The sequence below is a fragment of the Phenylobacterium soli genome, from assembly GCF_003254475.1.
GTDB classification, from domain to species: Bacteria; Pseudomonadota; Alphaproteobacteria; order Caulobacterales; family Caulobacteraceae; genus Phenylobacterium; species Phenylobacterium soli.
The window spans coordinates 2985454-3007668 of record NZ_QFYQ01000001.1; the positions used below are offsets into that span (position 1 = coordinate 2985454).

Annotated in this window: 22 protein-coding genes; 15 read left to right on the forward strand and 7 right to left on the reverse strand. The window is 70.7% G+C overall.

What is annotated here, in order from left to right; genetic code table 11:
* The first annotated feature begins 193 nt into the window (after positions 1-193).
* Genes DJ017_RS14850 through DJ017_RS14860 form a run of 3 tightly spaced genes read left to right on the forward strand, consistent with a single transcriptional unit; the run spans position 194 to position 5072 of the window.
* Positions 194-1267: an efflux RND transporter periplasmic adaptor subunit gene (locus tag DJ017_RS14850; protein ID WP_111529443.1), complete on the forward strand. Its 1074-nt coding sequence runs from the start codon at positions 194-196 to the stop codon at positions 1265-1267.
* 27 nt (positions 1268-1294) lie between these two features.
* Positions 1295-4528 (forward strand): efflux RND transporter permease subunit, encoded by a 3234-nt coding sequence (locus DJ017_RS14855; protein WP_165830643.1) that lies wholly within the window; start codon positions 1295-1297, stop codon positions 4526-4528.
* A 13-nt stretch (positions 4529-4541) separates the two neighbouring features.
* Entirely contained in the window at positions 4542-5072 is a 531-nt protein-coding gene (locus tag DJ017_RS14860; RefSeq protein WP_111529445.1) for a GNAT family N-acetyltransferase, read from the forward strand.
* On the opposite strand, the gene DJ017_RS14865 is transcribed toward DJ017_RS14860, so the two are convergent.
* Together DJ017_RS14865 and DJ017_RS14870 are read right to left on the reverse strand one after the other, a co-directional pair.
* On the reverse strand, positions 5065-6828 hold the full coding sequence (locus tag DJ017_RS14865) for an ABCB family ABC transporter ATP-binding protein/permease (RefSeq protein ID WP_111530127.1): 1764 nt from the start codon (positions 6826-6828) through the stop codon (positions 5065-5067). The genes DJ017_RS14860 and DJ017_RS14865 overlap by 8 nt on opposite strands.
* A gap of 113 nt (positions 6829-6941) precedes the next feature.
* Complete coding sequence (locus DJ017_RS14870; protein ID WP_111529446.1) at positions 6942-7718, reverse strand: hypothetical protein; 777 nt, start codon at positions 7716-7718, stop codon at positions 6942-6944.
* A gap of 112 nt (positions 7719-7830) precedes the next feature.
* Here DJ017_RS14870 and DJ017_RS14875 point away from each other — a divergent pair, with 112 nt between their 5' ends.
* Positions 7831-8433, forward strand: a complete 603-nt coding sequence (locus DJ017_RS14875; protein ID WP_111529447.1) for an LOG family protein — start codon at positions 7831-7833, stop codon at positions 8431-8433.
* A gap of 61 nt (positions 8434-8494) precedes the next feature.
* On the opposite strand, the gene dksA is transcribed toward DJ017_RS14875, so the two are convergent.
* Positions 8495-8923 carry an RNA polymerase-binding protein DksA gene (dksA, locus tag DJ017_RS14880; RefSeq protein WP_111529448.1) on the reverse strand — a complete coding sequence of 143 codons (429 nt, stop codon included), beginning with the start codon at positions 8921-8923 and terminating at the stop codon, positions 8495-8497.
* A gap of 97 nt (positions 8924-9020) precedes the next feature.
* The gene (fliX, locus tag DJ017_RS14885; protein ID WP_111529449.1) at positions 9021-9485 is read right to left on the reverse strand and encodes a flagellar assembly regulator FliX; all 465 of its coding nucleotides are present in this window, start codon (positions 9483-9485) and stop codon (positions 9021-9023) included.
* 200 nt (positions 9486-9685) lie between these two features.
* Between fliX and DJ017_RS14890 the strand changes: the two genes are divergently transcribed.
* From DJ017_RS14890 to DJ017_RS14910, 5 genes are all read left to right on the forward strand, one after another.
* Positions 9686-10795 carry a flagellar basal body P-ring protein FlgI gene (locus DJ017_RS14890; protein WP_111529450.1) on the forward strand — a complete coding sequence of 370 codons (1110 nt, stop codon included), beginning with the start codon at positions 9686-9688 and terminating at the stop codon, positions 10793-10795.
* Entirely contained in the window at positions 10795-11103 is a 309-nt protein-coding gene (locus tag DJ017_RS14895; RefSeq protein WP_111529451.1) for a rod-binding protein, read from the forward strand. Before DJ017_RS14890 ends, DJ017_RS14895 begins: the two co-directional genes overlap by 1 nt.
* Positions 11103-11555 carry a flagellar basal body protein gene (locus DJ017_RS14900; RefSeq protein ID WP_111529452.1) on the forward strand — a complete coding sequence of 151 codons (453 nt, stop codon included), beginning with the start codon at positions 11103-11105 and terminating at the stop codon, positions 11553-11555. Before DJ017_RS14895 ends, DJ017_RS14900 begins: the two co-directional genes overlap by 1 nt.
* 351 nt (positions 11556-11906) lie before the next feature.
* Positions 11907-12422, forward strand: a complete 516-nt coding sequence (locus DJ017_RS14905) for a 6,7-dimethyl-8-ribityllumazine synthase (protein WP_111529453.1) — start codon at positions 11907-11909, stop codon at positions 12420-12422.
* Positions 12423-12435: 13 nt separating this feature from the next.
* Entirely contained in the window at positions 12436-12876 is a 441-nt protein-coding gene (locus tag DJ017_RS14910; RefSeq protein ID WP_111529454.1) for a PaaI family thioesterase, read from the forward strand.
* Here DJ017_RS14910 and DJ017_RS14915 read toward each other — a convergent pair.
* From DJ017_RS14915 to DJ017_RS14925, 3 genes are all read right to left on the reverse strand, one after another.
* A complete protein-coding gene (locus DJ017_RS14915) occupies positions 12871-14472 on the reverse strand; it encodes an ABC-F family ATP-binding cassette domain-containing protein (protein WP_111529455.1) in 1602 nt (533 codons plus the stop codon). The two genes, DJ017_RS14910 and DJ017_RS14915, sit on opposite strands and share 6 nt — an antisense overlap.
* 137 nt (positions 14473-14609) lie before the next feature.
* Complete coding sequence (locus DJ017_RS14920; RefSeq protein ID WP_111529456.1) at positions 14610-15062, reverse strand: MgtC/SapB family protein; 453 nt, start codon at positions 15060-15062, stop codon at positions 14610-14612.
* Between the two features lie 74 nt (positions 15063-15136).
* Entirely contained in the window at positions 15137-15499 is a 363-nt protein-coding gene (locus DJ017_RS14925; RefSeq protein ID WP_111529457.1) for a cupredoxin domain-containing protein, read from the reverse strand.
* Between the two features lie 95 nt (positions 15500-15594).
* Between DJ017_RS14925 and DJ017_RS14930 the strand changes: the two genes are divergently transcribed.
* The 6 genes from DJ017_RS14930 (at position 15595) to DJ017_RS14950 (ending at position 22145) form a co-directional block, all read left to right on the forward strand.
* Positions 15595-16353 carry a hypothetical protein gene (locus DJ017_RS14930; protein ID WP_111529458.1) on the forward strand — a complete coding sequence of 253 codons (759 nt, stop codon included), beginning with the start codon at positions 15595-15597 and terminating at the stop codon, positions 16351-16353.
* An 89-nt stretch (positions 16354-16442) separates the two neighbouring features.
* Positions 16443-16613, forward strand: a complete 171-nt coding sequence (locus tag DJ017_RS20440; protein ID WP_165830644.1) for a hypothetical protein — start codon at positions 16443-16445, stop codon at positions 16611-16613.
* Positions 16614-16800: 187 nt separating this feature from the next.
* On the forward strand, positions 16801-19662 hold the full coding sequence (locus tag DJ017_RS14935) for a TonB-dependent receptor domain-containing protein (protein ID WP_111529459.1): 2862 nt from the start codon (positions 16801-16803) through the stop codon (positions 19660-19662).
* A gap of 152 nt (positions 19663-19814) precedes the next feature.
* Complete coding sequence (locus DJ017_RS14940) at positions 19815-20726, forward strand: LysR substrate-binding domain-containing protein (protein ID WP_111529460.1); 912 nt, start codon at positions 19815-19817, stop codon at positions 20724-20726.
* Positions 20727-20927: 201 nt separating this feature from the next.
* Positions 20928-21656, forward strand: coding sequence for a 2OG-Fe(II) oxygenase (locus DJ017_RS14945; RefSeq protein ID WP_111529461.1), 729 nt, complete (start codon positions 20928-20930; stop codon positions 21654-21656).
* A 27-nt stretch (positions 21657-21683) separates the two neighbouring features.
* Entirely contained in the window at positions 21684-22145 is a 462-nt protein-coding gene (locus DJ017_RS14950; protein WP_227000226.1) for a DUF1203 domain-containing protein, read from the forward strand.
* Positions 22146-22215 lie beyond the last annotated feature (70 nt).

Here is a 22215-nt window from a genome sequence, read left to right on the forward strand (position 1 = left end):
ACGCCACGTCACCCGACGGGCCATGCTGCAATGTAGTCGCGCTCGCGGGGAATTTCTCGTCCCGTCCGAAAGTGTCTGCGAATTCATTTGCACTCGCGTAACGGTGGCATCAGACACTGCGGTCTAAGATCGGGGGCTCCGTGCGCGAACCGGCGTGTCGCGCGGGCGGACGGAGGCTCCGGGGGATAGTTCGATGCGACTGAAATCTCAGTATGTCTTTGTCATCGGCGTGGCGGCGCTGGTGGTTCTCTATTTCGTCGTCCGCGGCCTGTTCGGCGGCGGTCACACGGCGAATCCCGCCCAGGCCAAGGCGACCCCGGCCGCCAACGCGGCGCCGGCGGTGCAGGTCAAGCTCGTGCCCGAGAGCGTGCGCGAGTACGACGTGGTGCTGCGCGGCCGCACCCAGGCCACCCGCACCGTGCAGGTCAAGTCGGAGACCGCCGGCCTCGTGGCTGCAACTCCGGTTTTGCAAGGTACGGTTGTACGCCAGGGCGCAGTGCTCTGCCGGCTCTCGGTGGACGCGCGGCAGGCGACGCTCGACCAGGCCAAGGCCAACTACAAGTCCGCCCAGCTCCAGCAGCAGGCCGCCGCGGAGCTGTCGCGCAAGGGCTACCGCTCGCCGACCCAGGTGCTGGCCGCCCAGGCCGCGCTGGATTCGGCCCAAGCCTCCGTGCGCCAGGCCGAGATCGCCTTGCGCCAGGTGGAGATCCGCGCGCCCTTCACCGGCGTCTTCGACCACCGCGACGCCGAGGTCGGGACCTATCTGTCGCCCGGCCAGTCCTGCGGCGTGATGATCGAGCTGAACCCGCTGCTGATCGTCGGCGACGTGCCCGAGACGGACGCCGCCAAGCTGCACGTCGGCGAGCCCGCGGTCGCCACCCTGGTCGACGGCCAGAAGCTGCAGGGCCGCATCCGCTACGTGGCCCGCGACGCTGACCCGGCGACCCGCACCTATCACCTCGAGATCATCGTGCCGAACGGCCAGCTCGCCGTACGCTCGGGCCTCTCGGCCGACGTCCGCGTGGCCGCGGGCCAGGGCCCGGCGCACCTGGTGCCGGTCTCGGCCCTGGTGCTGGACGCCGCCGGCCGCCAGGGCCTGCGCTATGTCACCGCCGACGAGCGCGTGGCCTTCGCGCCGGTGACCGTCCTCGAGCAGACGCCGCAAGGCGCCTGGGTGAAGGGCCTCGCCGGCTCCACCCGCATCATCACCGTCGGCCAGTCGTACGTGGCCGAGGGCCAGAAGGTTCGCGTCGCCGCCGCGCTCTAGGCGCGCGGGGACCTGGGAGGGATGAGCATGATCGCCGCCCTGATCGACGGAGCCATCAAGCGCCGCAAGGTGGTGCTGGGCGTCACCCTCATCGCCGCCATCTTCGGGTTCTTCTCCTACCTGAACATGCCGCGCGAGGCGGACCCCGACATCCCCTTCCCGTTCGTGTCGGTGGTCGTGCCGTTCCCGGGGGTCAGCCCCGAGGACGCCGAGCGCCTGCTCATCAAGCCCATGGAGCTGCAGCTTCAGACCCTCGAGGGCCTGAAGCAGATGAACGCCGTGGCGCGGGAGAACCAGGCCATCGTGCTGCTGGAGTTCGAGCCGAACTTCAACAAGGACAAGGTGATGGCGGACGTCCGGGCCAAGGTCGACCTGGCCCGCGCCCGCTTCCCGCCAGACGCCGAGCAGCCGATCGTCGACGAGCAGAACCCGGCCGAGAACCCGGTCATCGGCGTGGTCATCCACGGCAATGCGCCCGAGCGCGAGCTCTACGCCCTCACCCGCGACCTGAAGGACCGGCTGGAGACCCTGCCGGGCGTGCTGTCGGCCGACATGAGCGGCGCTCGCGAGGAGATGCTCGAGGTCACCATCGATCCCCTGCGGATGGAGGCCTACAACGTCACCACCAACGACATCGGCGCGGTGATCGCCCGCAACAACCAGCTCGTCCCCGCCGGCGACCTGCAGTCCGGCTCGGGCAAGTTCGCGGTCAAGGTGCCGGGCGTGGTGGTCAATCCGATCGACATCCTGGCCCTGCCGATCAAGAAGAACGGCGACCGGCTGGTGACCATCGGCGACATCGGCGAGGTGCACCGCACCTTCAAGGAGCCGACCTCGCTGACCCGCTACAACGGCGACCGCTCGTTCTCGCTGGACGTCGTCAAGCGCATCGGCTCGAACATCCTCGACACCACCGCCCAGGTGCGTGACCTGGTGAAGAAGGAGGAGGCGCGCTGGCCCTCCACCATCCGCGCCGACTTCGTCTACGACGAGAGCGAATTCATCGGCCGCACCCTGCTGGTGCTGGAGAGTGGCCTGCTCACCGCCACCCTGCTGGTCATGCTGATCGTGGTCGGCAGCCTGGGCATCCGCCAGGGCCTGATGGTCGGCGTGGCGATCCCGGTCTGCTTCCTCCTGGCCTTCATGATGCTGCACGGGCGCGGCGTGACCCTGAACCAGATGGTCATGTTCGGCCTGGTGCTGGCGGTCGGCATCCTGGTGGACGGCGGCATCGTCGTCGTCGAGTACGCCGACCGGAAGATGGCCGAGGGCCTGCCCAAGGAGGAGGCCTTCGCCGCCGCCGGCAAGCGGATGTTCTGGCCGGTGGTCAACGGCACCCTGACGACGCTGTGCGCCTTCGTGCCGTTCATGTTCTGGAACTCGATCGCCGGGAAGTTCATGAGCTTCCTGCCGCTGACCCTGTTCTTCGTGCTGGGCGCCTCGATCTTCGTGGCCCTGATCTTCACCCCGGCCCTCGGCTCGATCTTCGGGCGCAAGGCGGCGGTGGACGCCGAGGCCCTGGCCGAGCTGCACAAGGCCGAGCACGGCGACCCCACCGAGATGACCGGCTTCATGGGCTGGTACTCGCGGACCATCTCGCGCCTCGGCCATCACCCGCTGCTCACCATGGCCGCGGCCCTGACGGTCGTGGTGGCGATCGTCATGTGGTTCGGCTCCTCGAAGCACGCGACCGAGTTCTTCCTCAAGCAGGACCCCGAGTTCGTCACCGTCTGGGTGAAGGCCCGCGGCAACCTCTCGGTGGAGGCCGACGACCAGCTCGTCGCCAGCGTCGAGCGGCGGCTGGTGGGCATCAAGGGCGTGAAGTCGCTCTACGTCCGCTCCGGCCCCATGCAGTCGCTCGGCAACGGCGGCGCGCCCAACGACACGGTCGGCCGCATCCAGGTGGAGTTCGCCGACTACGAGGACCGCAAGGAGATGGGCCTGCGCGGGGCCGACATCGCCAAGGTGGTGCGCCAGCGCGTCGCCGAGCTGCCCGGCATCCAGACCGAGGTGCGCGAGCCGCAGGGCGGCCCGCCGATCGGCAAGGACATCCAGGTCGAGCTGCGCGGCCGCGACCCGGCGGTGCTGAACCACGCCGCCGACATCGTGAAGGCCAAGCTCGAGGCCGATCCGCAGCTCAAGGACCTCGAGGACAACCGCACCTCGCCCGGCATCCAGTGGAACCTCAGCGTCGACCGCGAGGCCGCCGGCCGCTACGGCGTCGACGTGCTCTCGGTGGGTCAGGCGATCCAGTTCGTCACCGGCGGGGTCCTGGCCGGCCGCTTCCGGCCGGACGACGCCACCGACGAGCTCGACATCCGCGTCCGCTTCCCCTCGGAAGCGCGCAACGTGGCCGCCTTCCAGAGCCTCAAGATCACCACGCCCCAGGGCCCGGTGCCGGCGAGCTATTTCGTCAAGCAGGTGCCGGCCCAGCAGGTGACCTCGATCTACCGCCGCGACAGCCAGCGGGTGGTCATCGTCCAGGCCAACGCCAAGCCGGGCGTCGCCGCCAATCAGAAGATCGCCCGGCTCAAGCCCTGGCTGGAGAAGGCCAATCTCGACCCCTCGATCCGCTGGAAGTTCCGCGGCGCCGACGAGGAGGGCCAGAAGGCTCAGGCCTTCTTCATGACCGCCATGACGGTCTCGCTGTTCATGATGGGCGTGATCCTGCTGTGGCAGTTCAACAGCTTCTACGGCGTGTTCGTCACCCTCTCGGCCGTGGCCCTGTCGACGGTGGGCGTATTCCTGGGCGTCCAGGTCAACCTGCTGCACACCTTCGACTACATCTCGGTGATCATGATGGGCACCGGGGTGGTCGCCCTCGCCGGCGTCGTGGTGGGCCACAACATCGTGCTGGTGGACACCTTCTACCAGCTCCGCCGGCAAGGCTTCGCCGCCGACGAGGCGTCGGTGCGGGCCGCCGCCCAGCGCTTCCGGCCGGTCATGCTGACCACGGTTGTGACCGTGGTGGGCCTCCTGCCCCTGATGTTCCAGATCCACCCGAACTTCCGGGCCGGCCATCTGGAGTACAAGGCGCCGGGTTCGGAGTGGTGGGTGCAGCTCTCGGCCGCGGTGGTCTGGGGCCTCTCCTTCTCGACCCTCCTGACCCTGGTGCTGACGCCGGTCATGCTGGCCGCGCCCAAGACGCTGTCGGCGCGGTTCGGGCGGATGTGGGGCTGGGGCCGCAAGAAGCTCGGCCTGCCCCCGAAGGGCCCGGCCCGGCCGATCCCCTCGAACGACCTGCCGCAGGCGGCGGAGTAGGCGGAAGCCGGGGATGTCGCTGACCCATCGCCTGGCGAGCGAGGCCGACATCCCGGCCCTCTCGGCGGTGATGGACGCGGCTATCGCGGAGCTGCAGCGGGGCTTCCTCGACAGCGAGCAGATCGCCGCCAGCCGCGCGATCATGGGGCTCGACCGTCAGCTCGTCGCCGACCGCACCTATTTCGTGGTCGAGGACGGCGGCCGCATCGCCGGCTGCGGCGGCTGGAGCCGGCGGGCGACCCTCTATGGCGGCGACCATACGCCCGGTCGCGACGCCGCCATCCTCGACCCGGCCACGGAGCCGGCGCGGGTGCGGGCGATGTACACCCACCCCGACTTCGCCCGCCGCGGGGTCGGCCGGCTGATCCTGCAGCTCTGCGAGGACGCCGCACGGGCCGAAGGCTTCAGGCGTCTGGAGCTGATGGCCACCCTCTCCGGTCGGGCGCTCTATTCCCAGTGCGGCTACCGCGACATCGAGGCCGTCGAGGACGCCCGCGGCGGGGCGGCCGTGCCGCTGGTGCGCATGGCTAAGGCGATCAGCTGACGAGCTCGGCCGCCCGCGTCTGGCGCCGCCACAGGGCCGCATACTCGCCGGTCTTCTCCAGCAGCTCGGCATGGGTCCCATGCTCGACGATGCGGCCGCGGCGCAGGACCAGGATCTGGTCGGCGTCGACGATGGTCGAGAGCCGGTGGGCGACCACCAGGGTGGTGCGCCCGGCGCGCACCTTGCGCAGGGTCTCCTGGATCGCCGCCTCGGTGGGACCGTCCAGCGCGCTGGTGGCCTCGTCGAGGATCAGCAGGCGCGGGTTGGCCAGCAGAGCCCGGGCGATGCCGACCCGCTGGCGCTCGCCGCCGGAGAGCTTCAGGCCCCGCTCGCCGACCAGGGTCGAGAGCCCGTTCGGCAGGCCCTCGATGAAGGGGCCGAGTTCGGCGGCGTCGGCTGCCGCCCGCACCTCGTCCGGCGTGGCGTCCGGCCGCGCGAAGGCGATGTTGGCGAACAGGGTGTCGTTGAAGAGGGCCACGTCCTGCGGCACGAGCGCCACCGCCCGGCGCAAGGAGGCGAGGCGCACCGCCTTCAGGTCGAGCCCGTCGATCGCGACCCGCCCCGCCTGGGGATCGATCAGCCGCATGGCCAAGCGCACGGCCGTGGTCTTGCCGCCGCCGGAGGGACCGACGATGGCCACGGTCTGGCCGGGCCGGACCTCGAAGCTCACGCCCCGCAGGCCGACCGAGCGGGCGTCGTGGCGGAAGCTGACGTCCTCGAAGGCGAGCGCCGCCCCCTGCCCGCTGGCCGGCGGCAGGTCCCTGGCCTGGGGCGCATCGGTGATCTCCGGCGCAACCCCCAGCAGGTCGACCATCTGCTCCATGTCGATGAAGGCCTGACGGATCTCGCGGTAGTTGAAGCCCAGCATGCCGAGCGGCTGGTAGAGGTTCCGCAGCAGCAACGTCGCCGTGAAGATGCCGCCCACGGTCATCTGGCCGTGCACGACCGTGAGACCGGTCACCACCGTCATCACCGCAAGACCTGTCTGCAGGATGGTCTGCTGGGCGAAGTTGAGCATGTTGAGCGAGGCGTTCGCCCGGACGCTGGCGTCCACGTAGTCGCCCATGGCCTGGCCGTAGCCGCCGACCACGCGCGTCTCCGCCCCGAAGGTTTTCACCGTCTCGTAGTTGATGAGCGCGTCCACCGCGAGGCCGGCGGCCTTGCTGTCCGTCTCGTTGAGCGCCCGTCGGTGCGACAGCCGCCAGTCGGTGATCCTAAAGGTGACGATCACATAGATGACTATGGTGACGAAGGTGATCGCCGAGAAGGCCCAGCCCAGGCGCAGGGCCATGACGCCCATGGCCAGCAACAGCTCGATCAGGGTCGGGCCGATGTTGAAGACCACGCTGCGGATCAGGAAGTCGGTCGAGCGCGAGCCGCGGTCGATGATCCGCGACAGGGCGCCCATCCGCTTGGACTGATGGAAGTCGAGCGAGAGGCCGAGCGCGTGCTGGAAGCTCTCGACCGCCGCCCTGGCCATGGTCGCCTGGGAGACCCGCAGGAAGATGGCGTCGCGCAGATAAGGGGCCGAGGCGGCCGCCAGGCTCAGCCCCGAGGCGCCGAGCGCCCCGATCACGAACAGCGGGAAGGACGGCTCGGCCTCGCGCGAGGCCAGGTGGTTGATGGCGTCGCCCAGCACCACCGGCGACCAGACCCCGGCGACCTTGCCGAGGAAGACCAGGCCGAGGGCCACGCCCAGGCGCAGGTGGAGCTGCGGCGCGCCCGAGCGCAGCACCAGGCGCCAGAGGTCGCCCATGGAGCTCCAGACGTCGAATGTCACGCCCGCCGGCGCGACGCCGCCCGGCTCGCGCGCCCGCGCCGCGGCGGCATGGATGTGAGCCAAACCGTATGCCCCTCGCTCAGCGCCGCTCAGTCGAGCAGCAGGGTGGACTGCACCCCGCCCCCGGGCGTCAGCCAGTCGAGCCTCAGGGCGCCGCTGGTGAACTGGCTACGCAGCGGTCCCTGCGCAAGGGGCGCGGGCGGGTCGATCGCGACCTGGGCGGTGTTGGTGAAGCTGTCGCCGGCCGCCTCGATCGCATGGACGCCCTTGGAGAGCGGCTGCGGCAGGGCGATTGTCCAGCGGCCCTGGGCGTCGGCGCGCACCTGCGCCGCCTGGCGTCCGTCGAGGCGCAGGAAGATCAGCGCGCCGGCCGGCGCAGCCCCGGAGACCACCACCGAGCCGTCGCGGTCGAAGTCCACCGCCGAGAGCGAGGGCGCCGGGCGCGGATCGAGCCGCGCGGCCCCTGCCCCGGCCCGCAGGACGGCCGCGCGGCCTTGCGGCCCGACGGCCAGATAGCCCTGGGCCTGCACCTGGCGGCCCTGGACCTTTTCGGACAGGCCGAAGATCCGCGCCTCGTTGGTCGGTGGCAGGTCGAAGCGGAAGCGGCCCTGGGCGTCGACCGGCGCGAACACCGCCTGACCCTCGGGCGTCGCCAACCGCACCTGCGCGCCGGCCGGCGCGGTCCCGGCCACGGTCACGCCGGCCGGGCCGCTACGGACCTCGTGCACGGCCGGCGGGGCGGCGTAGGCGGTCTGCGGATCGTTGGCCGCCGGCTTGTCGGCCGGGGCCGCGGGCTTGCGCCCACAGGCGTTGAGCGCCAGGGCGGCCGTCAGGGCGGCGACCAGGACGGTTGCAGGAACGAACAAGGTCGCGGTTTTCGGGAACACGGGACGATTGAATCTCCTTAACCTCAGCCCTAGCTAATCGGACCTTCGGGACGGGCCCGCAAGCGTCGGTCCGCGAGGAGATGGCCACCCCATGGCGCAAACCACCCAGGCCCTGGACGCGATCTGCGTCTTCTGCGGCTCGTCCGACGCCGCCGATCCTGCCTTCCTGACCGCCGCCAAGGACCTCGGCGCGGCCCTGGCGGCGGCCGAGCTGAAGCTCGTCTATGGCGGCGGCGGGGTCGGCCTGATGGGCGCCTGCGCCCGCGCCGCCCACGAGGCGGGCGGCCGGGTGCTCGGCATCATCCCCGACTTCCTGGTGGGACGCGAGCGGGCGCTGGAGAGCGTCGAGCACGTGGTCGTCAGCAACATGCACGAGCGCAAGATGATGATGTTCGAGCGCGCCGACGGCTTCGTCATCCTGCCCGGCGGCGTCGGCACCCTGGAGGAGGTGGTCGAGCTGCTCTCGTGGCGCCGCCTCGACCTGCACGCCAAACCGGTGGTCTTCTACAACCCGCGCGGCTTCTGGGCGCCCCTGTTCCAGCTCTTCCAGATGACCGTCGACGAGAACCTCACCCCGCCGGAATTCATGGATTGCTGGAAGTCGGTGGAGACGGTGGAGGAGATCGTCCCCGCGCTCTTCGCGATGTCCGGCGAGACCGTCCAAGTCGACCAGCGCCTGGCCCGCAAGGCCTAGCTTCCCAAAACACAAACGGCCCCTTGCGGGGCCGTCGAAGTCTGCAACCGCTCCGCGAGGGTCAGTCGTCGCGGTGGACGCGCTCGCGCCGCTCGTGCCGCTCCTGGGCTTCCAGGCTCAGGGTGGCGATCGGGCGGGCTTCGAGACGGGCCACGCCGATCGGCTCGCCGGTCTCCTCGCAGTAGCCGTAGGAGCCGTCCTCGATCCTGCGGAGCGCCTCGTCGATCTTGGAAATCAGCTTGCGCTGGCGATCGCGGGTGCGCAGCTCCAGTGCCCGGTCGGTTTCCGACGAGGCCCGGTCCGCGAGGTCGGGATGGTTTTCAGTCTCGCTCTGGAGGTGCGTCAGGGTCTCGCGAGATTCCCTGAGGATTTCCTCCTTCCAGTTCATGAGCTTCTGCTTGAAGTACTCAAGCTGACGCTCGTTCATGAACTCCTCGTCCTCGGAAGGACGGTAGTCGGACTTTTCAGCCAGAACTGCGGCTGTTTTCATGGACACCTCGAGCCCCCTGAACTCCCCGAGTGACACGCGGGCGGCTTATAGCAAAATGAACAGTGGTTTCAAATCGCTCGCGGTAATACCCGCGTGATCATGCCGCACGCGGGCCCTCGCCCTCCCCCTGGGTGAGGCTCCGGGCCTGCTCAAGCTTGGCGAGCTCAACCGAGGCGCGCGTCTCTATCTCGTCGAGGAGGCCTTCGAGGCGCGGATCGTCGGTGGCGGCGCGCTGTTCGCGGATCGTGCGGTGCAGGCGCTCCAGGTCGGCGCCGGTCACCCGGCCCTCCAGGAGGGCGATCTTCAGGCCTTCGAGCACGTCCAGCAGCCGGCTCGCCCGGCCCACCGCCCGGCGCTTGCGCTCCAGCGGACCGCCGACGTCCTGCAGGGTGAGCAGCGCCTCGACCCCCACGACCGCATTGGCGGAGCTGACGCCCGTGCTCTGGCTCGGCGCGGCCGGGGCCTGCGCGCCCGGCAGCCGGAAGCCATCGCCGCCGCCGGCCGGGCGCGACGAGCGTGGCCCGCCCGCCTGTCCGACCCCACCTGTTCCGGTGACCTTCATGCGCCGACTCTACTCCTGGCTCAGCCTGAAGGTTCGGGCCCGGGTGATTGCAGTATGGTTAATGCCGGGCAATTTCTGCCGGGAGGCGCCGGCAACCTGCCCGTTAACCATCTGTCCTGCTGATTTTACATAGGTTTTCGACGCGCTCCAATTGGCACGCGCCTCGCATGCACACGAGCGAAGCAGCTTCGTCGGTGAACATGCGTCATCTCTTCCGAGCCCTCGCCGCAGGCCTCCTGGCCGTCGCCGTCTCCGGCGCGCCGGCCTTCGCCAAGTCGCGGATCAAGGACATCGTCGACTTCGAGGGCGTGCGCGACAACATGCTGGTCGGCTACGGCATCGTGGTCGGCCTGAACGGCACCGGCGACGCCCTGCGCAACGCACCGATGACCAAGCAGAGCCTCGAGGCGATGCTGGAGCGGCTGGGCGTCAACACCCGCGACGCGAACCTGAACACCAAGAACGTCGCCGCCGTGATGGTCACCGCCAAGCTGCCGGCCTTCGCCGCGGCCGGCGCCCACGTCGACGTCAACGTGTCCGCCCTCGGCGACGCCAAGAGCCTGCTGGGCGGCACCCTGCTGGTCACCCCGCTTCTGGGGGCCGACGGCCAGGCCTATGCGGTGGCCCAGGGCACGGTGCAGACCGGCTCGATCAGCGCCCAGGGCGCCTCGGGCTCGACCGTCTCCAAGGGCGTGCCGACCGCCGGCCGCATCGCCGGCGGGGCCATCGTCGAGCGCGAGATCGCCTTCAACTTCGACGCGATGCCGCAGATGCGGCTGACCCTGAAGAACCCCGACTTCACCACCGCCCACCGCATCGCCGACGTGATCAACGCCAAGTGGCCGGGCTCGGCCCTCGCCGAGAACCCGACCATCGTGGCCGTCCGCGCCCCCGCCGGCCAGGACATGATGGGCTTCATCACCCAGGCCGAGAACCTCTCGGTCGAGCCCGACTCGCCCGCGAAGGTGGTCATCGACGAAGTCGCCGGCGTCATCGTCATGGGCGAGAACGTTCGGGTCTCCACGGTCGCCATCCAGCAGGGCAACCTGACCATCACGGTGCGCGAGAGCCCGGCGGTCAGCCAGCCGCCCCCCTTCGCCCGCACCGGCAGCACGGCCGTGGTGCCCCAGTCCGACGTCTCGGTCGACGAGGAGAAGGGCAAGCAGTTCCTGACCGTGAGGTCGGGCGCCTCGCTCGCCACCCTGGTCGCCGGCCTCAACGCCCTCGGCGTCACCCCGCGCGACATGATTTCCATCCTCCAGACCATCAAGGCCGCGGGCGCGCTGCAGGCCGACATCGAGGTGATGTGATGACGACCCCGCTCTCGGTCTCCCCGTCCCTGCTCGCGCCCACCGCCCAGCCCACCGCCGCGGAAATGGCCAAGCGCAGCCAGATCAAGCAGACCGCCCAGGACTTCGAGTCCTCCTTCCTGTCGGTGATGATGCAGCAGATGTTCGCCGGCCTCTCGACCGACGGCCCCTTCGGCGGCGGCCCCGGCGAGGAGATGTTCCGCTCGGTGCTCACCGACGCCATGGCCAAGCAGGTCACCAGGACCGGCGGCGTCGGCGTCGCCGCGAGCGTCGAGCGCGAGATGCTCAAGCTGCAGGGGCTGAGCTGATGGCCCTCTCCGCCCAGGACGCCACCGACCGCGTCGCCCAGCTCGTCACCCTGACCGAGCGCCTCACCGAGCTGATCGCCGTCCAGGCCCAGGCCTTCGAGCAGCACCGTCCGCAGGACGCCGCCGGCCTGATCGACGAGACCTCCAAGCTGGCCAACATCTACCGCCACGAGTCGGCCAAGGTGCGGGCCAATCCGAAACTGATCGCCGGCGCGCCCCTGGCCGACCGCACCCGGCTGGTCCGCGCGACCGAGGCCTTCGACGCCGTCCTCGCCCGCCAGTCCCGCGCCCTCGACGCGGCCCGCACCGTCACCGAGGGGTTGGTCAAGGCCATCGCCGAGGAAGTCGCCAGCCAGCGTCAGAAGGGCGCCGCCGAAGGCTATGGCCCCAGCGGCGAGCGGGCCGTGAAGCCCGCGGACGGCCGGGCCATCACCCTCAACCGCCGGGCCTGAACCTCCCGCCCGATTTCAAACGATTGTATGACCTTGCGGAACGGGGTTATGGTCGGCCCTGCCGCCGGGCTGTTCCGGCGGACTACGTTCTCAGGGCGGGGTGAAACTCCCCACCGGCGGTAATGCCCTCCAAGGCTCCATGCGGGCGGCGGAGGGACGAGCCCGCGGGCGCCTGACGGCCAGTCTCTCCAGTCGGCCGGCAGGGACGAGCAGACACCGGTGCGATCCCGGGGCCGACGGTCATAGTCCGGTTATGAGAACCGCCGATCCGCGTCCGGACTCCGCAAGGAGTCCCGCGCGGACTTCGGCGTCTCCCTGAGTCGTGGCTCAACCCCGATCAGGGATTAGACCATGACCCAAGCGATCCAACAGGCCAGCCAGCCGGTCGCCTACGAACTCCCCACCGCCAACGGCGCCTATCGCGCAGCCCGCATCGGCTTCGTGCACGGCCTGTGGCATGCCGACATCGTCCGCGAGGCCCATACCGGCTTCGTCGAGGAGATGACCGCGCTCGGCTTCCCCGCCGAGGGCATCGACCGCTTCGAGACCCCCGGCGCCTTCGAGATCCCGCTGCACGCCCAGACCCTGGCCCGCACCGGCCGCTACGCCGCGATCGTGGCGGCGGCCTTCGTGGTCGACGGCGGCATCTACCGCCACGATTTCGTCGCCGGGACGGTGGTCAACGCCCTCATGCAGGTGCAGCTCGCCACCGAGACCCCCGTGTTCTCCGTCGTGCTGACGCCGCACCATTTCCATGAGCACGACGTCCACCAGCGGTTCTTCTACGAGCACTTCCGGGTGAAGGGCCAGGAGGCGGCGCGCGCCTGCCGCCTGACCCTCGACAGCCTCGCCAAGCTGGCGGCGTGAGGGAGGCGCGGCGATGGATCAAAGCATCGACGGCCCCTTGCCGGGTTTCGAGCCGCACGACCGCAAGAGCCCACTGACCGATCCCTGGGAGCCGCTCTTCAGCCGCCTGGCGGGAGAGCGGGTGATCCTCGGGCTGCGCGCCGCGGCGGCCCACACCAACAGCCGCGGCTTCGTCCACGGCGGGCTGATCTCGGCGCTGGCCGACAACGCCATGGGGCTCTCCTGCGCCCGCACGCTCGGCCACGCCGGCGGCCTGGTGACGGTGAGCCTCTCCGTCGACTTCCTCGGCGCGGCCTACAAGGGCCAGTGGCTGGAGTTCGACACGGTGTTCGTGAAACCGGGCTCCACGCTCTGCTTCGCGCAGGCCTTCGTCACGGCCGATGGCCAGCCGTGCGCCAGGGCCGACGCGGTCTTCCGCGTCGTCGGGCGCGAGGCGGAGAGGAAGGCGTCATGACCGCAAGCTGACCGTCCGCGCGACCCCGATTTCCGCGAGGAAGTCGGGGTCGTGACTGGCCACGAGCAGGGCCCCGTCATACCCGCGGAGCGCCGCCTCCACCGCGGCGATCGAGTCGAGATCGAGATGGTTGGTCGGCTCGTCGAGGATCAGGAGCTGGGGCGGCGCCTCGCCGGCCAGGACGCAGGCCAGGGCCGCGCGCAGCCGCTCGCCGCCGCTCAAGGCGCCCACCCGCTTGCCCGCGTCCCGGTTACGGAACAGGAAGCGCGCCAGGGCCGCGTGGGCGTCGTTGATCGTGGCCGCTGGGTTCAGTCGGCGATAGGCCTCGATCAGGGTCTCGTCCGTCTTGAGGATCGCCGTCTGCTGGTCGACGAGCGCCGGGCGGACGCCGAGCCGCACCGCGCCAACAGTGGGCGAGAGCTCGCCGGCCGCCAGGCGGATGGCGGTGGTCTTGCCGGCGCCGTTCGGCCCCTGCAGGGCGATGCGCTCCGGCCCGGTGATCCGCAGGCTGAATCCTGAGAGGACCGGTGGGCCGCCGGCGTAGGCGAAGCCCGCGTCCTCGATGACGAGCACCGTCTTGCCCGCGGCGAGACCCGAGGGCGGGAGATCGAAGGCCAGCGTCCGCAGGCGCTCCACCCTGGCCCCGGCCTCGGCGAGCTGGGCGACGGCCTCCGCCTTCTGGCGCTCGGCCAGGCGATCCCCGCGGCCGCCCGAGTTCTCGGCCCGTTCGGCCTGGCGCCCCAGCAGGATCTTCGGCTCGCTCCGGCGCGCGGCGAAGCGGCGGCCGGCGGCGTCGCGGCGCGCCTGTCGCTCGGTGGCCGCCTGGGCCTCACGCGACGCACGCGCCACCGCCCGCTCCGCCTCCGCGAGGTCGCGCGCTGCGGCCGCCTCCTCGGCGGCCTTGCGCTCGGCATAGAGGTCGTAGCCGCCGCCATAGATGCGGGCGCCCAGGCTGGTCAGTTCGACGATCCGGTCCATGCGCCGCAGCAGCGCCCGGTCGTGGCTCACCACCACCGCTCCGCCGCTCCAGGCGCCCAACGCCTCGGCCACCAGGGCGCGGCCCGCCGCATCGAGGTTGTTGGTCGGCTCGTCGAGCAGGAGGACGTCGGGGCCGCGGGCGATCAGGCCGGCGAGCGCGGCGCGGGTGCGCTGGCCGCCACTGAGGTCGGCGGCCGGGCGCTGCAGGTCGAGGCCGGCGAGGCCCACGCCCGCCAGGGCGGCCTCGAGGCGCGCCTCCAGCGTCCAGTCCGCCTCTGCAAGGTCCTCGGCGTCCCCCTCCCCGCCTGCGATCCGGGACAGGCGCGCGAGGGGCTCGGCCAGGCCCATCAGATCGGCGACGCAGGCGCCAGGCGGCGGCTCGAGCGACTGGGCGAGCACGCCCACCGAGCCGGTGCGGGCGACGGCGCCCTCGGCGGGATCGGCCTCGCCGGAGAGGATGCGCAGGAGCGTGGTCTTGCCGACGCCGTTTCGGCCGACGAGGCCTGTACGCTCGCGGCCGAGGGCGAGGGTCAGGTCTTCGAAGAGGGTGCGGCCGTCAGGGGTTCGGGCGGCGACGGAATCGAGCGTCAGGAAGGCGGGCGTGGAGGGGGCAGACATGGGCGACCGATGCGACGTGGACGTTCGGGACGAGCGGGATGTCCGTCGCGTGGCGCATGGTCGAAGACCTCCTATACGGAAGGCGCAAAGGTAGGGCGCGCCGCAGGGGGGCGCAACAGCAGCCGATCAGGTCCCAGTCAGCGACTGGTCTCGGCCTCCCGGCGGGCGCGGTCCCGGTCTTCCTTCGAAGCCAGCGGCTCCGGCATGACCAGCAGGACCAGGGAGAAGCCCGCCCCGGCCATCACCAGCAACCATTCGCCGATGCCGGCCGCGAAGCCGAGGACCGCCGCCACCCAGATCGCCGCCGCCGTGGTGACGCCCACCGTGCGCAGGCGCACGCCCGGATGGACGATGACGCCGGCGCCGAGGAAGCCGATGCCGGCCAGCATGCCCTGCAGGGTGCGGCTGGTGGCGGCCGGGTCGATGACGCCGAGCCGGGCGGCCATGGCCCCGGCCACCGCGCCCCCGATGCCGATCAGGCCGAAGGTGCGCGCGCCGATGAACTGGTAGCGGCGCGAACGCTCCAGCCCGAGCATCGAACACGCCAGGGCGGCGACGAAGATGCGGAGGATGATCTGCGGATCTGACATGGCGGGACTCAATGCCCCGACAGTCCGAACCCCGCTTTGAGGCGGGTCAAGCGCTCAGGGCTGGTCGGCCCCGCCTAGTCGGCCACCGCGGTCAGGACGCCGGACGCGGTGTCCGGATGCAACTCGCCCATGAAGTTGTAGGTCCCCGGCTTCAGGGGCCCCACCGTGAAGCTCGCCCGAGCCCGCGGGGTGACGTCCTTCTCGACGCGGAGGTCTTCGCTGTCGAATTCCTCCACGGCGGGATCTTCGTTGATGAGCTCGATGCGCACCGTGCGGCCGGCCGGCACCGTGACCTTGTCGGGCGCGAACCGGTGGTCCCGGAGGGTCAGGCTCACCCGCACCTCCTCCGCGCCAGACGCCGCCGGCGCGCTCGTCGCCACGGCGGGAAGGACGGACAGCAGGACCGTCAGGACAGCAGCGACCGGTTTCGAGCCCATGGGCTTCTCCTCGATTGCCCCACCCTTATCCTGCAATTGACAATCGCTCGCAACACTATATGCGAACGGCTCGCAACAAATGGAGTGATACGGGCATGGGCAGGGCGGGACTGGCGGCGGCGGCGATCGTCGCGGCGACGATGGGCTGGGCGGGAGCGGCGAGCGCGGCCCCGGGCCTCGCCAACCAGGTCTATTCGCCCTACGTGAAGAACGGCGTCACCGAGGTGGAGGTCCGCGGCGGCCGGCTCACGGGCGGCGACGAGAACGGCGACTCCGCGGCCGTGGTCGAACTGGAGCACGGCTTTTCCGACCGCCTGAGCCTGGCTGTTCTGGGCGAGTTCGAGGACGAGCCCGGCGATGGCCGCAAGCTCGATTCGATCGCCGTCGAGGGCGTCGCCTACCTCGGCCAGTTGCCGGGGACCGGCGTCGACGTCGGCGCCTACCTCGAATACGAGCAGCGCATCCACAACGAGTCCGGCAAGCTCGAAGGCAAGATCCTGCTGGCGCGCCAGTTCGGCCCGGTCCACGGCCTCCTCAACCTGATCGCCGAGCAGGCGCTGACCGACCGCCCCGGCGAGGGCGCCACCGAGTTCGGCTACGCCGCGCAAGGCACGCTGGACGCGGGACGTCACGTCCAGGTCGGGCTGCAGGCGTTCGGCGACCTCGGCACGAACCGCGCCTTCGGCGGGCGCCAGGCGCACTTCCTGGGCCCGATGGCGCGCTGGGAGGGTCGCCCGGCCTGGGCCAAGGGCGAGCTGGAGTTCGAGGCGGCCTACCTCCTGCCGGTCGGCGAAGCGCGTCACGCCACCGACGGCCAGGTGCGCTTCGCCCTCGAATGGGAGAAGCGCTTCTAAGGGCGCGGAACTCACGGACAGGCGGCCGCAAGATCGTTTGTCCGTGCCCGTCCCGCCCGCGATCCTCTCCCTGAGATCGCGGAGGCCCCATGACCCTGCACCAGCTCACGCCGGCGGCCCTGCCGCTGCTGCCGCTCATCGATCCGCTGCGGCTGCCGCGCCGCCTCGCCGGGCTCTGGTGGCGGATGCTTCAGGCGCACCTCGCCGAGCGCCACGGCCTTCGCGATCGCCACCGTCTCCCGCCGCCCTGGGACCGCTGAGCCGCGCTCGGCGTCGGTCTCGCGCCTGAGTCCTGGCGGCCACACCGACCGGCGCTCGTCGATCGCCGTGATCCGGCCTGCTTGACAGTCCGGTGACGGCCCAGCCCATCCTCCCGCCACAACCGGCGATTGGTTCGCTGAGTCGCTTCGCGCGACCGGCGCTCCGACGCCCTACTGGGGGAAATTGATGAAGCTCCTAACTCGCGTCGCCCTGATGGGCGTGACGGCCCTGTCGGCCGGCGGCAGCCTCGGCGTCGCCTACGCCCAGCAGCAGAACAACCAGGTCTCGGAAATCGTCGTCACCGGCTCGCGCATCCGCACGAGCCCGCTCGATCAGGACCAGCCCGTGGTCCAGATCGACCAGGAGATGGTGGCCAAGAGCGGCCTCACCTCGACGGTAGACGTGCTGCAGCGGATCCCGTCCGCCGGCGGCGGCCTGAACGCCAAGTTCAACAACTCCGGCAACTCCGGCAACCCGCCGGACGGCGGCGGCGTCGGCGCCGGCTCCGCCGAGATCGACCTGCGCTACCTCGGCTCGCGCCGGGCTCTGGTGCTGGTCGACGGCCAACGCTGGGTGGGCGGCGCCTCCGCCTCGGGCGTGCCGGGCTCGGTCGACCTCAACACCATCCCGACGGCGATGATCGACCGGATGGAAGTGCTCCAGGAAGGCGCCTCGCCGATCTACGGCTCCGACGCCATCTCGGGCGTCGTCAACATCATCACCAAGCAGCGCCAGAACGGCTTCCAGGCGAGCGCCCAGGTGGGCGAGTTCTCGGAGGGCGACGGCCTGACCCAGGACTACAACGTCTCCTGGGGCGTCTCGACCGGCCCGACCTCGATCGTGATCGGCGGCGGTTACTTCAAGCAGGATCCGGTGTCGTCCAACGACCGCTCGATCTCCCGCTTCCCGGCGCCCTACTCCACCTCCTGCCTCGACGGCGGCTGCTCGTCGGGCACGCCGCTGGCGCGGGTGCTCGTCCACGATCCCAACACCGGCAACGACCTCGACCTGACGCTGCGTCAGGCGCTGGGCGTCGGCGTGCGGCCGACCTACATCCCGGCCGACCCGACCAGCGCGGCGGGCAGCTACAAGGCGTTCTCGACCGCCGACCGCTTCAACTTCCAGCCCTACAACTACATCCTGACACCGCTGGAGCGGGTGAGCGCCTTCGCCACGGTGACCCAGGACATCACCGATAAGGTCCACTTCCGGGCCCGCGCCTCGTTCGTGGAGCGCAAGTCGGCCAACCAGGCCGCGCCGCTGCCGCTGTTCGTCGGCCCCGACGCCGGCAACGGCAACCTGCTCGACACGATCACCATCTCGGCGAGCAACCCCTACAACCCGTTCGGCTTCGACCTCGGCCCGGGCACCCTGACCTTCGTCGGCCGCCGGATGGTCGAGGCGGGCCCGCGCCACTACGAGCAGACGGTCGACACCTGGAACGTCATGGGCAGCTTCTATGGCGACTTCGGCGTCATGGACCGCACCTGGCACTGGGACGTGAACGCCGAGTGGTCGCGCAACCACGCCGACCAGACCTTCACCGGCAACATCAACGCCGCCCGCGTGCAGCAGGCGCTGGGCCCAATCGCGCAGTGCACGGGCTCCTGCGTGCCGCTGAACCTGTTCGGCGGCGCCGGGACGATCACCTCGGCCATGCTCAACTATATCGGCTTCACCGAGCATGACTCCTCTCAGCAGGAGCTGTCGGACGTCACCGCCAACATCACGGGCGACCTGTTCGACCTGCCAGCCGGGCCGCTAGCCTTCGCCGCCGGCCTCGAGCACCGCCGCACCACCGGCTACTTCCAGCCCGACGCCCTCGTGGTCGAGGGCCTGACCTCCGACATCCCGGCCCAGCCGGCGAGCGGCAAGATCACGGTCAAGGAAGCGTATGGCGAACTGCGCATCCCGCTGATCAAAGACACGCCGTTCATCTACCGCCTCGACGCCTCGGTGGCCGGCCGCTGGTTCGACTATTCCACCTCTGGCAAGGACTCGACCTACAAGGGCGGCCTCGCCTGGCGTCCGGTCGAGGACGTGCTGGTCCGCGGCTCCTACGCGCAGGGCTTCCGGGCCCCGACCATCGGCGAGCTGTTCGGCACCGCCTCGCGCTTCGACGCCAGCGTCACCGACCCGTGCTCCGACATGCTGGGGCTCGCCGGCGGCACGGCGGCCAGCGCCACGGTCCGCGCCAACTGCGTCGCCCGCGGCGTGCCGGCCAACGGCAGCTACGTGCAGCTCAACCCGCAGATCGCGGTCATCACCTCGGGCAACCACGACCTGAAGCCCGAGACCAGCAAGGGCTGGAACTACAGCTTCGTCTGGGAGCCCAAGTTCCTGCGCGGCCTCTCCTGGGCCGACGGCGGCTCGATCGAGGTGGCCTATTCGGACATCAAGCTCGACGGCGCCATCCAGGCGCTGAGCGGCCAGACCCTGCTCGACCGCTGCGCCAACACCAATGACCCGCTGTCCTGCGCCACCATCACGCGCACGGCCTCGGGGGCGATCTCGGGGATCTCGAACCCGCTGATCAACATCGGCGGCATCCAGACCCGGTCGCTCGACGTGAACCTGCTGTGGCGCTCGCCGGAGTGGGACATGGGCCGCTTCAACGCCAGCTGGAACACCACGCGGCTCCTCGAGTACACCGAGCAGCAGCCCACCTCGACGGGCTTCCAGCCGGTGAAGCGCGAGGGCACCGAGCGCGGCAGCCCGAGCCAGGCCTTCCCCAAGACCAAGTCCAACCTGATGGTCGACTGGGACAAGGCCGACTGGGGCGCGACCCTCGGCGTGCGCTACATCTCCTCGGTGACGGAGCCGGCCGCCGGCAACAACAAGATGGCGGCCCGCACCTATGTGGACGGCCAGATCCGCTGGACGCCGTCGTTCCTGACCACCGGCCTGTCGCTGGCCCTCGGCGCGAACAACCTGTTCGACAAGGACCCGCCCGGCTGCATCAGCTGCGACCTGAACAACTTCGACCCCAACGTCTATGACGTGCCGGGCCGGTTCATCTACTTCCGCCTGAGCTACCGCCCGCAGTAGGGCGCGCCTCGGCGAGAGTCTGGCCCGCCCGGGCGACCGGGCGGGCGTTCTCTTGCCGAGGTCTGTGAGCTCAGATCACGAACGAGGGGCGGAGATGTCGTTTGCGGCCGACCGATGTTCGTCCGATGCTCCGCTTGTGAGCTGAGATCACGATGCCGAAGCGCCGACACCTGCCGCTGACCGCCCTGCGCGCCTTCGAGGCCTTCGCCCGGCATGGGCGGATGAGCCTGGCGGCCGATGAGCTCTGCGTCACCCACGGGGCGGTGAGCCGCCAGGTTCGCAGCCTCGAGCGCCTCTGCGGCGTCCGCCTGACCCACGGCCCACGCAACAACCTTCGGCTCACCGACGCCGGCGAGCGGCTGGCCCGCTCGCTCGGCGCGACCTTCGACGAGCTGGAGCGCAGCTTCGTGGAGGTGAGCGGCGCCGGCGACCGCGAGATCCATGTCTCCTGCGTCGGCACCCTCGCTATGCGCTGGCTGATCCCCAAGCTCGCCGGCTTCCACGCCCGCCATCCGGAGATCTCGATCCGGGTGACCGAGGCCTACCGGCCCGTCGATTTCGCGCGCGAGCCGTTCGACGCGGCGATCCGGCTCTCCGAAACGGCGCATGTGGAGGGCGGCACGGCGACCCCACTGCTCGACAACTTCCACGGCCCGGTGCTCTCGCCGGCTCTGCACGCGGCGGGCGTCAGTCCCGCCCAGCTCGGCGCCCTGCCCCGCCTGCACACCCGCTCCCATCCGCAGGCCTGGGCCGAGTGGGCCGACCATGCCGGCATGCTGCTGCCCGAGACGTCAGAGCACCGCGAGTACGAGCACATCTTCTACACCCTGGAGGCCGCGGCGGCGGGGCTCGGCGTCGGCATCACGCCTTGGATCTATGTGGCGGGCGACATCGCCGCCGGTCGCCTCGTCGCCCCCTTCGGCTTCGTGCGCACGCCCGCCCGCTTCCAGCTCATCCTGCCCGACCAGACGCCGAAGAAAGGCCTCGCCCGCTTCCGCGACTGGCTGCTCGAGGAGGCCGCCACCGCCCCGCCGCCGCCGGAGATGGCCCTGGTCGGGGCGTGACCCCCATTCTCCCATGGGGGGCGGTGGTCCGAAGCACCGGAGGGGCGCCGTCCGCGCCGCCCGTCGACCGCCCTGCTCTTCGACCTCCTCAGTCGCTCCGCGACAGCTCCCCCTGTGGGGGAGCATTGGAGATCGCGGCTTTCGGACCTGTGTTGATCTTGCCCGATTGAAGCGCCGGGCCGCGCGGCCGATCTCTCGCGCATGGACGCCCGCCTTCCCGCCGCCGACCTTTCGGCCCGCATCGACGGCCTCGACTGGCCCGCCCTCGAGGCCGAGCTGAACGCCCACGGCTGCGCCGTCGTGCGCGGCCTGCTGACGCCCCAGACCTGCGCCGCTCTCGCGGCCTGGTACGATGCCCCGCAGCATTTCCGCAGCCAGGTGATCATGGCCCGCCACGGCTTCGGGCGCGGCGAGTACCGCTACTTCGCCTATCCCCTGCCCGATCTCGTCAGCACGCTGCGCGCCGGCTTCTATCCGCCCCTCGCCGCCATCGCGAACCGCTGGAACCAGGCCTTGGGGGTCGAGACCCGCTTCCCCGCCGCGCACGCCGATTTCCTCGCGCGCTGCCACGCGGCGGACCAGACGCGCCCGACGCCGCTCCTCCTGCGCTACGGTCCGGGCGACTACAACTGCCTGCACCAGGACCTCTACGGCGAGCACGTCTTCCCGCTGCAGCTCGCCATCCTGCTCTCCGCGCCGGGCCGCGATTTCGAGGGCGGCGAGTTCGTCCTCACCGAGCAGCGCCCGCGCATGCAGTCGCGCGTCGAGGTCGTGCCCCTGACCCAGGGCGACGCCGTCATCTTCCCCGTCCGCGAACGGCCCGTGTCGGGCGCCCGCGGGCCCTATCGCGTCAACCTGCGCCACGGCGTCAGCCGCCTGCGCGCGGGATCGCGCCACACCCTCGGCGTTATCTTCCACGACGCCGCCTGACATCGAAGGAGCCTTCCCTTGTCCTATGTGATCACCGGCCTGCCCATCGAGGACTTCCGCCCGCTGTTCGGCCTTTCCGACGCCGAGCTCGCCGGCCGCGGCATCCAGCGCCACACCGCCACCGCCGACCACGGCTATGCCTGCCGCCTGACGCTTCAGGACGCAAAGACCGGCGACACCCTCCTGCTCCTCAATTTCGAGCACCAGCCCGCCGACACCCCGTTCCGCGCCAGCCACGCCATCTTCGTCAACGAGAGCGCGGCCGAGACGGCCCGCTACGTGGACGCGCCGGCCCCGGTCCTGACCTCGCGGCCTTACATTTCCCTGCGGGCCTTCGACGCGGCCGGCATGATGACCGACGGCGTCGTCGCCCCCGGCCCGGAGGTCGAGCCGGCTATCGAGAGTATGCTGGCCGACCCGAACGTCGCCTACATCCACGCCCACTACGCGGGCAGGGGTTGCTACGCCGCCCGCATCGACAGGGCATAAGCTTGCCGCCAGCCTCTTGAGCCGGAGCAAGGTTCCGGCTCTAACGGGGGCTGGACCGCGCGGGGGCGCG

Excerpts from the sequence above, each read along its gene's own strand:
- DJ017_RS14905 (WP_111529453.1), top strand. The coding sequence starts at position 11,907 with ATGACCCAAGCGATCCAACAGGCCAGCCAGCCGGTCGCCTACGAACTC.
- DJ017_RS14860 (WP_111529445.1), top strand. The coding sequence starts at position 4,542 with ATGTCGCTGACCCATCGCCTGGCGAGCGAGGCCGACATCCCGGCCCTC.
- DJ017_RS14900 (WP_111529452.1), top strand. The coding sequence starts at position 11,103 with ATGGCCCTCTCCGCCCAGGACGCCACCGACCGCGTCGCCCAGCTCGTC.
- DJ017_RS14945 (WP_111529461.1), top strand. The coding sequence starts at position 20,928 with ATGGACGCCCGCCTTCCCGCCGCCGACCTTTCGGCCCGCATCGACGGC.
- DJ017_RS14915 (WP_111529455.1), bottom strand. The coding sequence starts at position 14,472 with ATGTCTGCCCCCTCCACGCCCGCCTTCCTGACGCTCGATTCCGTCGCC.
- DJ017_RS14910 (WP_111529454.1), top strand. The coding sequence starts at position 12,436 with ATGGATCAAAGCATCGACGGCCCCTTGCCGGGTTTCGAGCCGCACGAC.
- fliX (WP_111529449.1), bottom strand. The coding sequence starts at position 9,485 with ATGAAGGTCACCGGAACAGGTGGGGTCGGACAGGCGGGCGGGCCACGC.
- DJ017_RS14890 (WP_111529450.1), top strand. The coding sequence starts at position 9,686 with ATGCGTCATCTCTTCCGAGCCCTCGCCGCAGGCCTCCTGGCCGTCGCC.
- DJ017_RS14940 (WP_111529460.1), top strand. The coding sequence starts at position 19,815 with ATGCCGAAGCGCCGACACCTGCCGCTGACCGCCCTGCGCGCCTTCGAG.
- DJ017_RS20440 (WP_165830644.1), top strand. The coding sequence starts at position 16,443 with ATGACCCTGCACCAGCTCACGCCGGCGGCCCTGCCGCTGCTGCCGCTC.
- dksA (WP_111529448.1), bottom strand. The coding sequence starts at position 8,923 with ATGAAAACAGCCGCAGTTCTGGCTGAAAAGTCCGACTACCGTCCTTCC.
- DJ017_RS14865 (WP_111530127.1), bottom strand. The coding sequence starts at position 6,828 with ATGGGCGACCTCTGGCGCCTGGTGCTGCGCTCGGGCGCGCCGCAGCTC.
- DJ017_RS14855 (WP_165830643.1), top strand. The coding sequence starts at position 1,295 with ATGATCGCCGCCCTGATCGACGGAGCCATCAAGCGCCGCAAGGTGGTG.
- DJ017_RS14895 (WP_111529451.1), top strand. The coding sequence starts at position 10,795 with ATGACGACCCCGCTCTCGGTCTCCCCGTCCCTGCTCGCGCCCACCGCC.
- DJ017_RS14920 (WP_111529456.1), bottom strand. The coding sequence starts at position 15,062 with ATGTCAGATCCGCAGATCATCCTCCGCATCTTCGTCGCCGCCCTGGCG.
- DJ017_RS14930 (WP_111529458.1), top strand. The coding sequence starts at position 15,595 with ATGGGCAGGGCGGGACTGGCGGCGGCGGCGATCGTCGCGGCGACGATG.
- DJ017_RS14925 (WP_111529457.1), bottom strand. The coding sequence starts at position 15,499 with ATGGGCTCGAAACCGGTCGCTGCTGTCCTGACGGTCCTGCTGTCCGTC.
- DJ017_RS14935 (WP_111529459.1), top strand. The coding sequence starts at position 16,801 with ATGAAGCTCCTAACTCGCGTCGCCCTGATGGGCGTGACGGCCCTGTCG.
- DJ017_RS14875 (WP_111529447.1), top strand. The coding sequence starts at position 7,831 with ATGGCGCAAACCACCCAGGCCCTGGACGCGATCTGCGTCTTCTGCGGC.
- DJ017_RS14850 (WP_111529443.1), top strand. The coding sequence starts at position 194 with ATGCGACTGAAATCTCAGTATGTCTTTGTCATCGGCGTGGCGGCGCTG.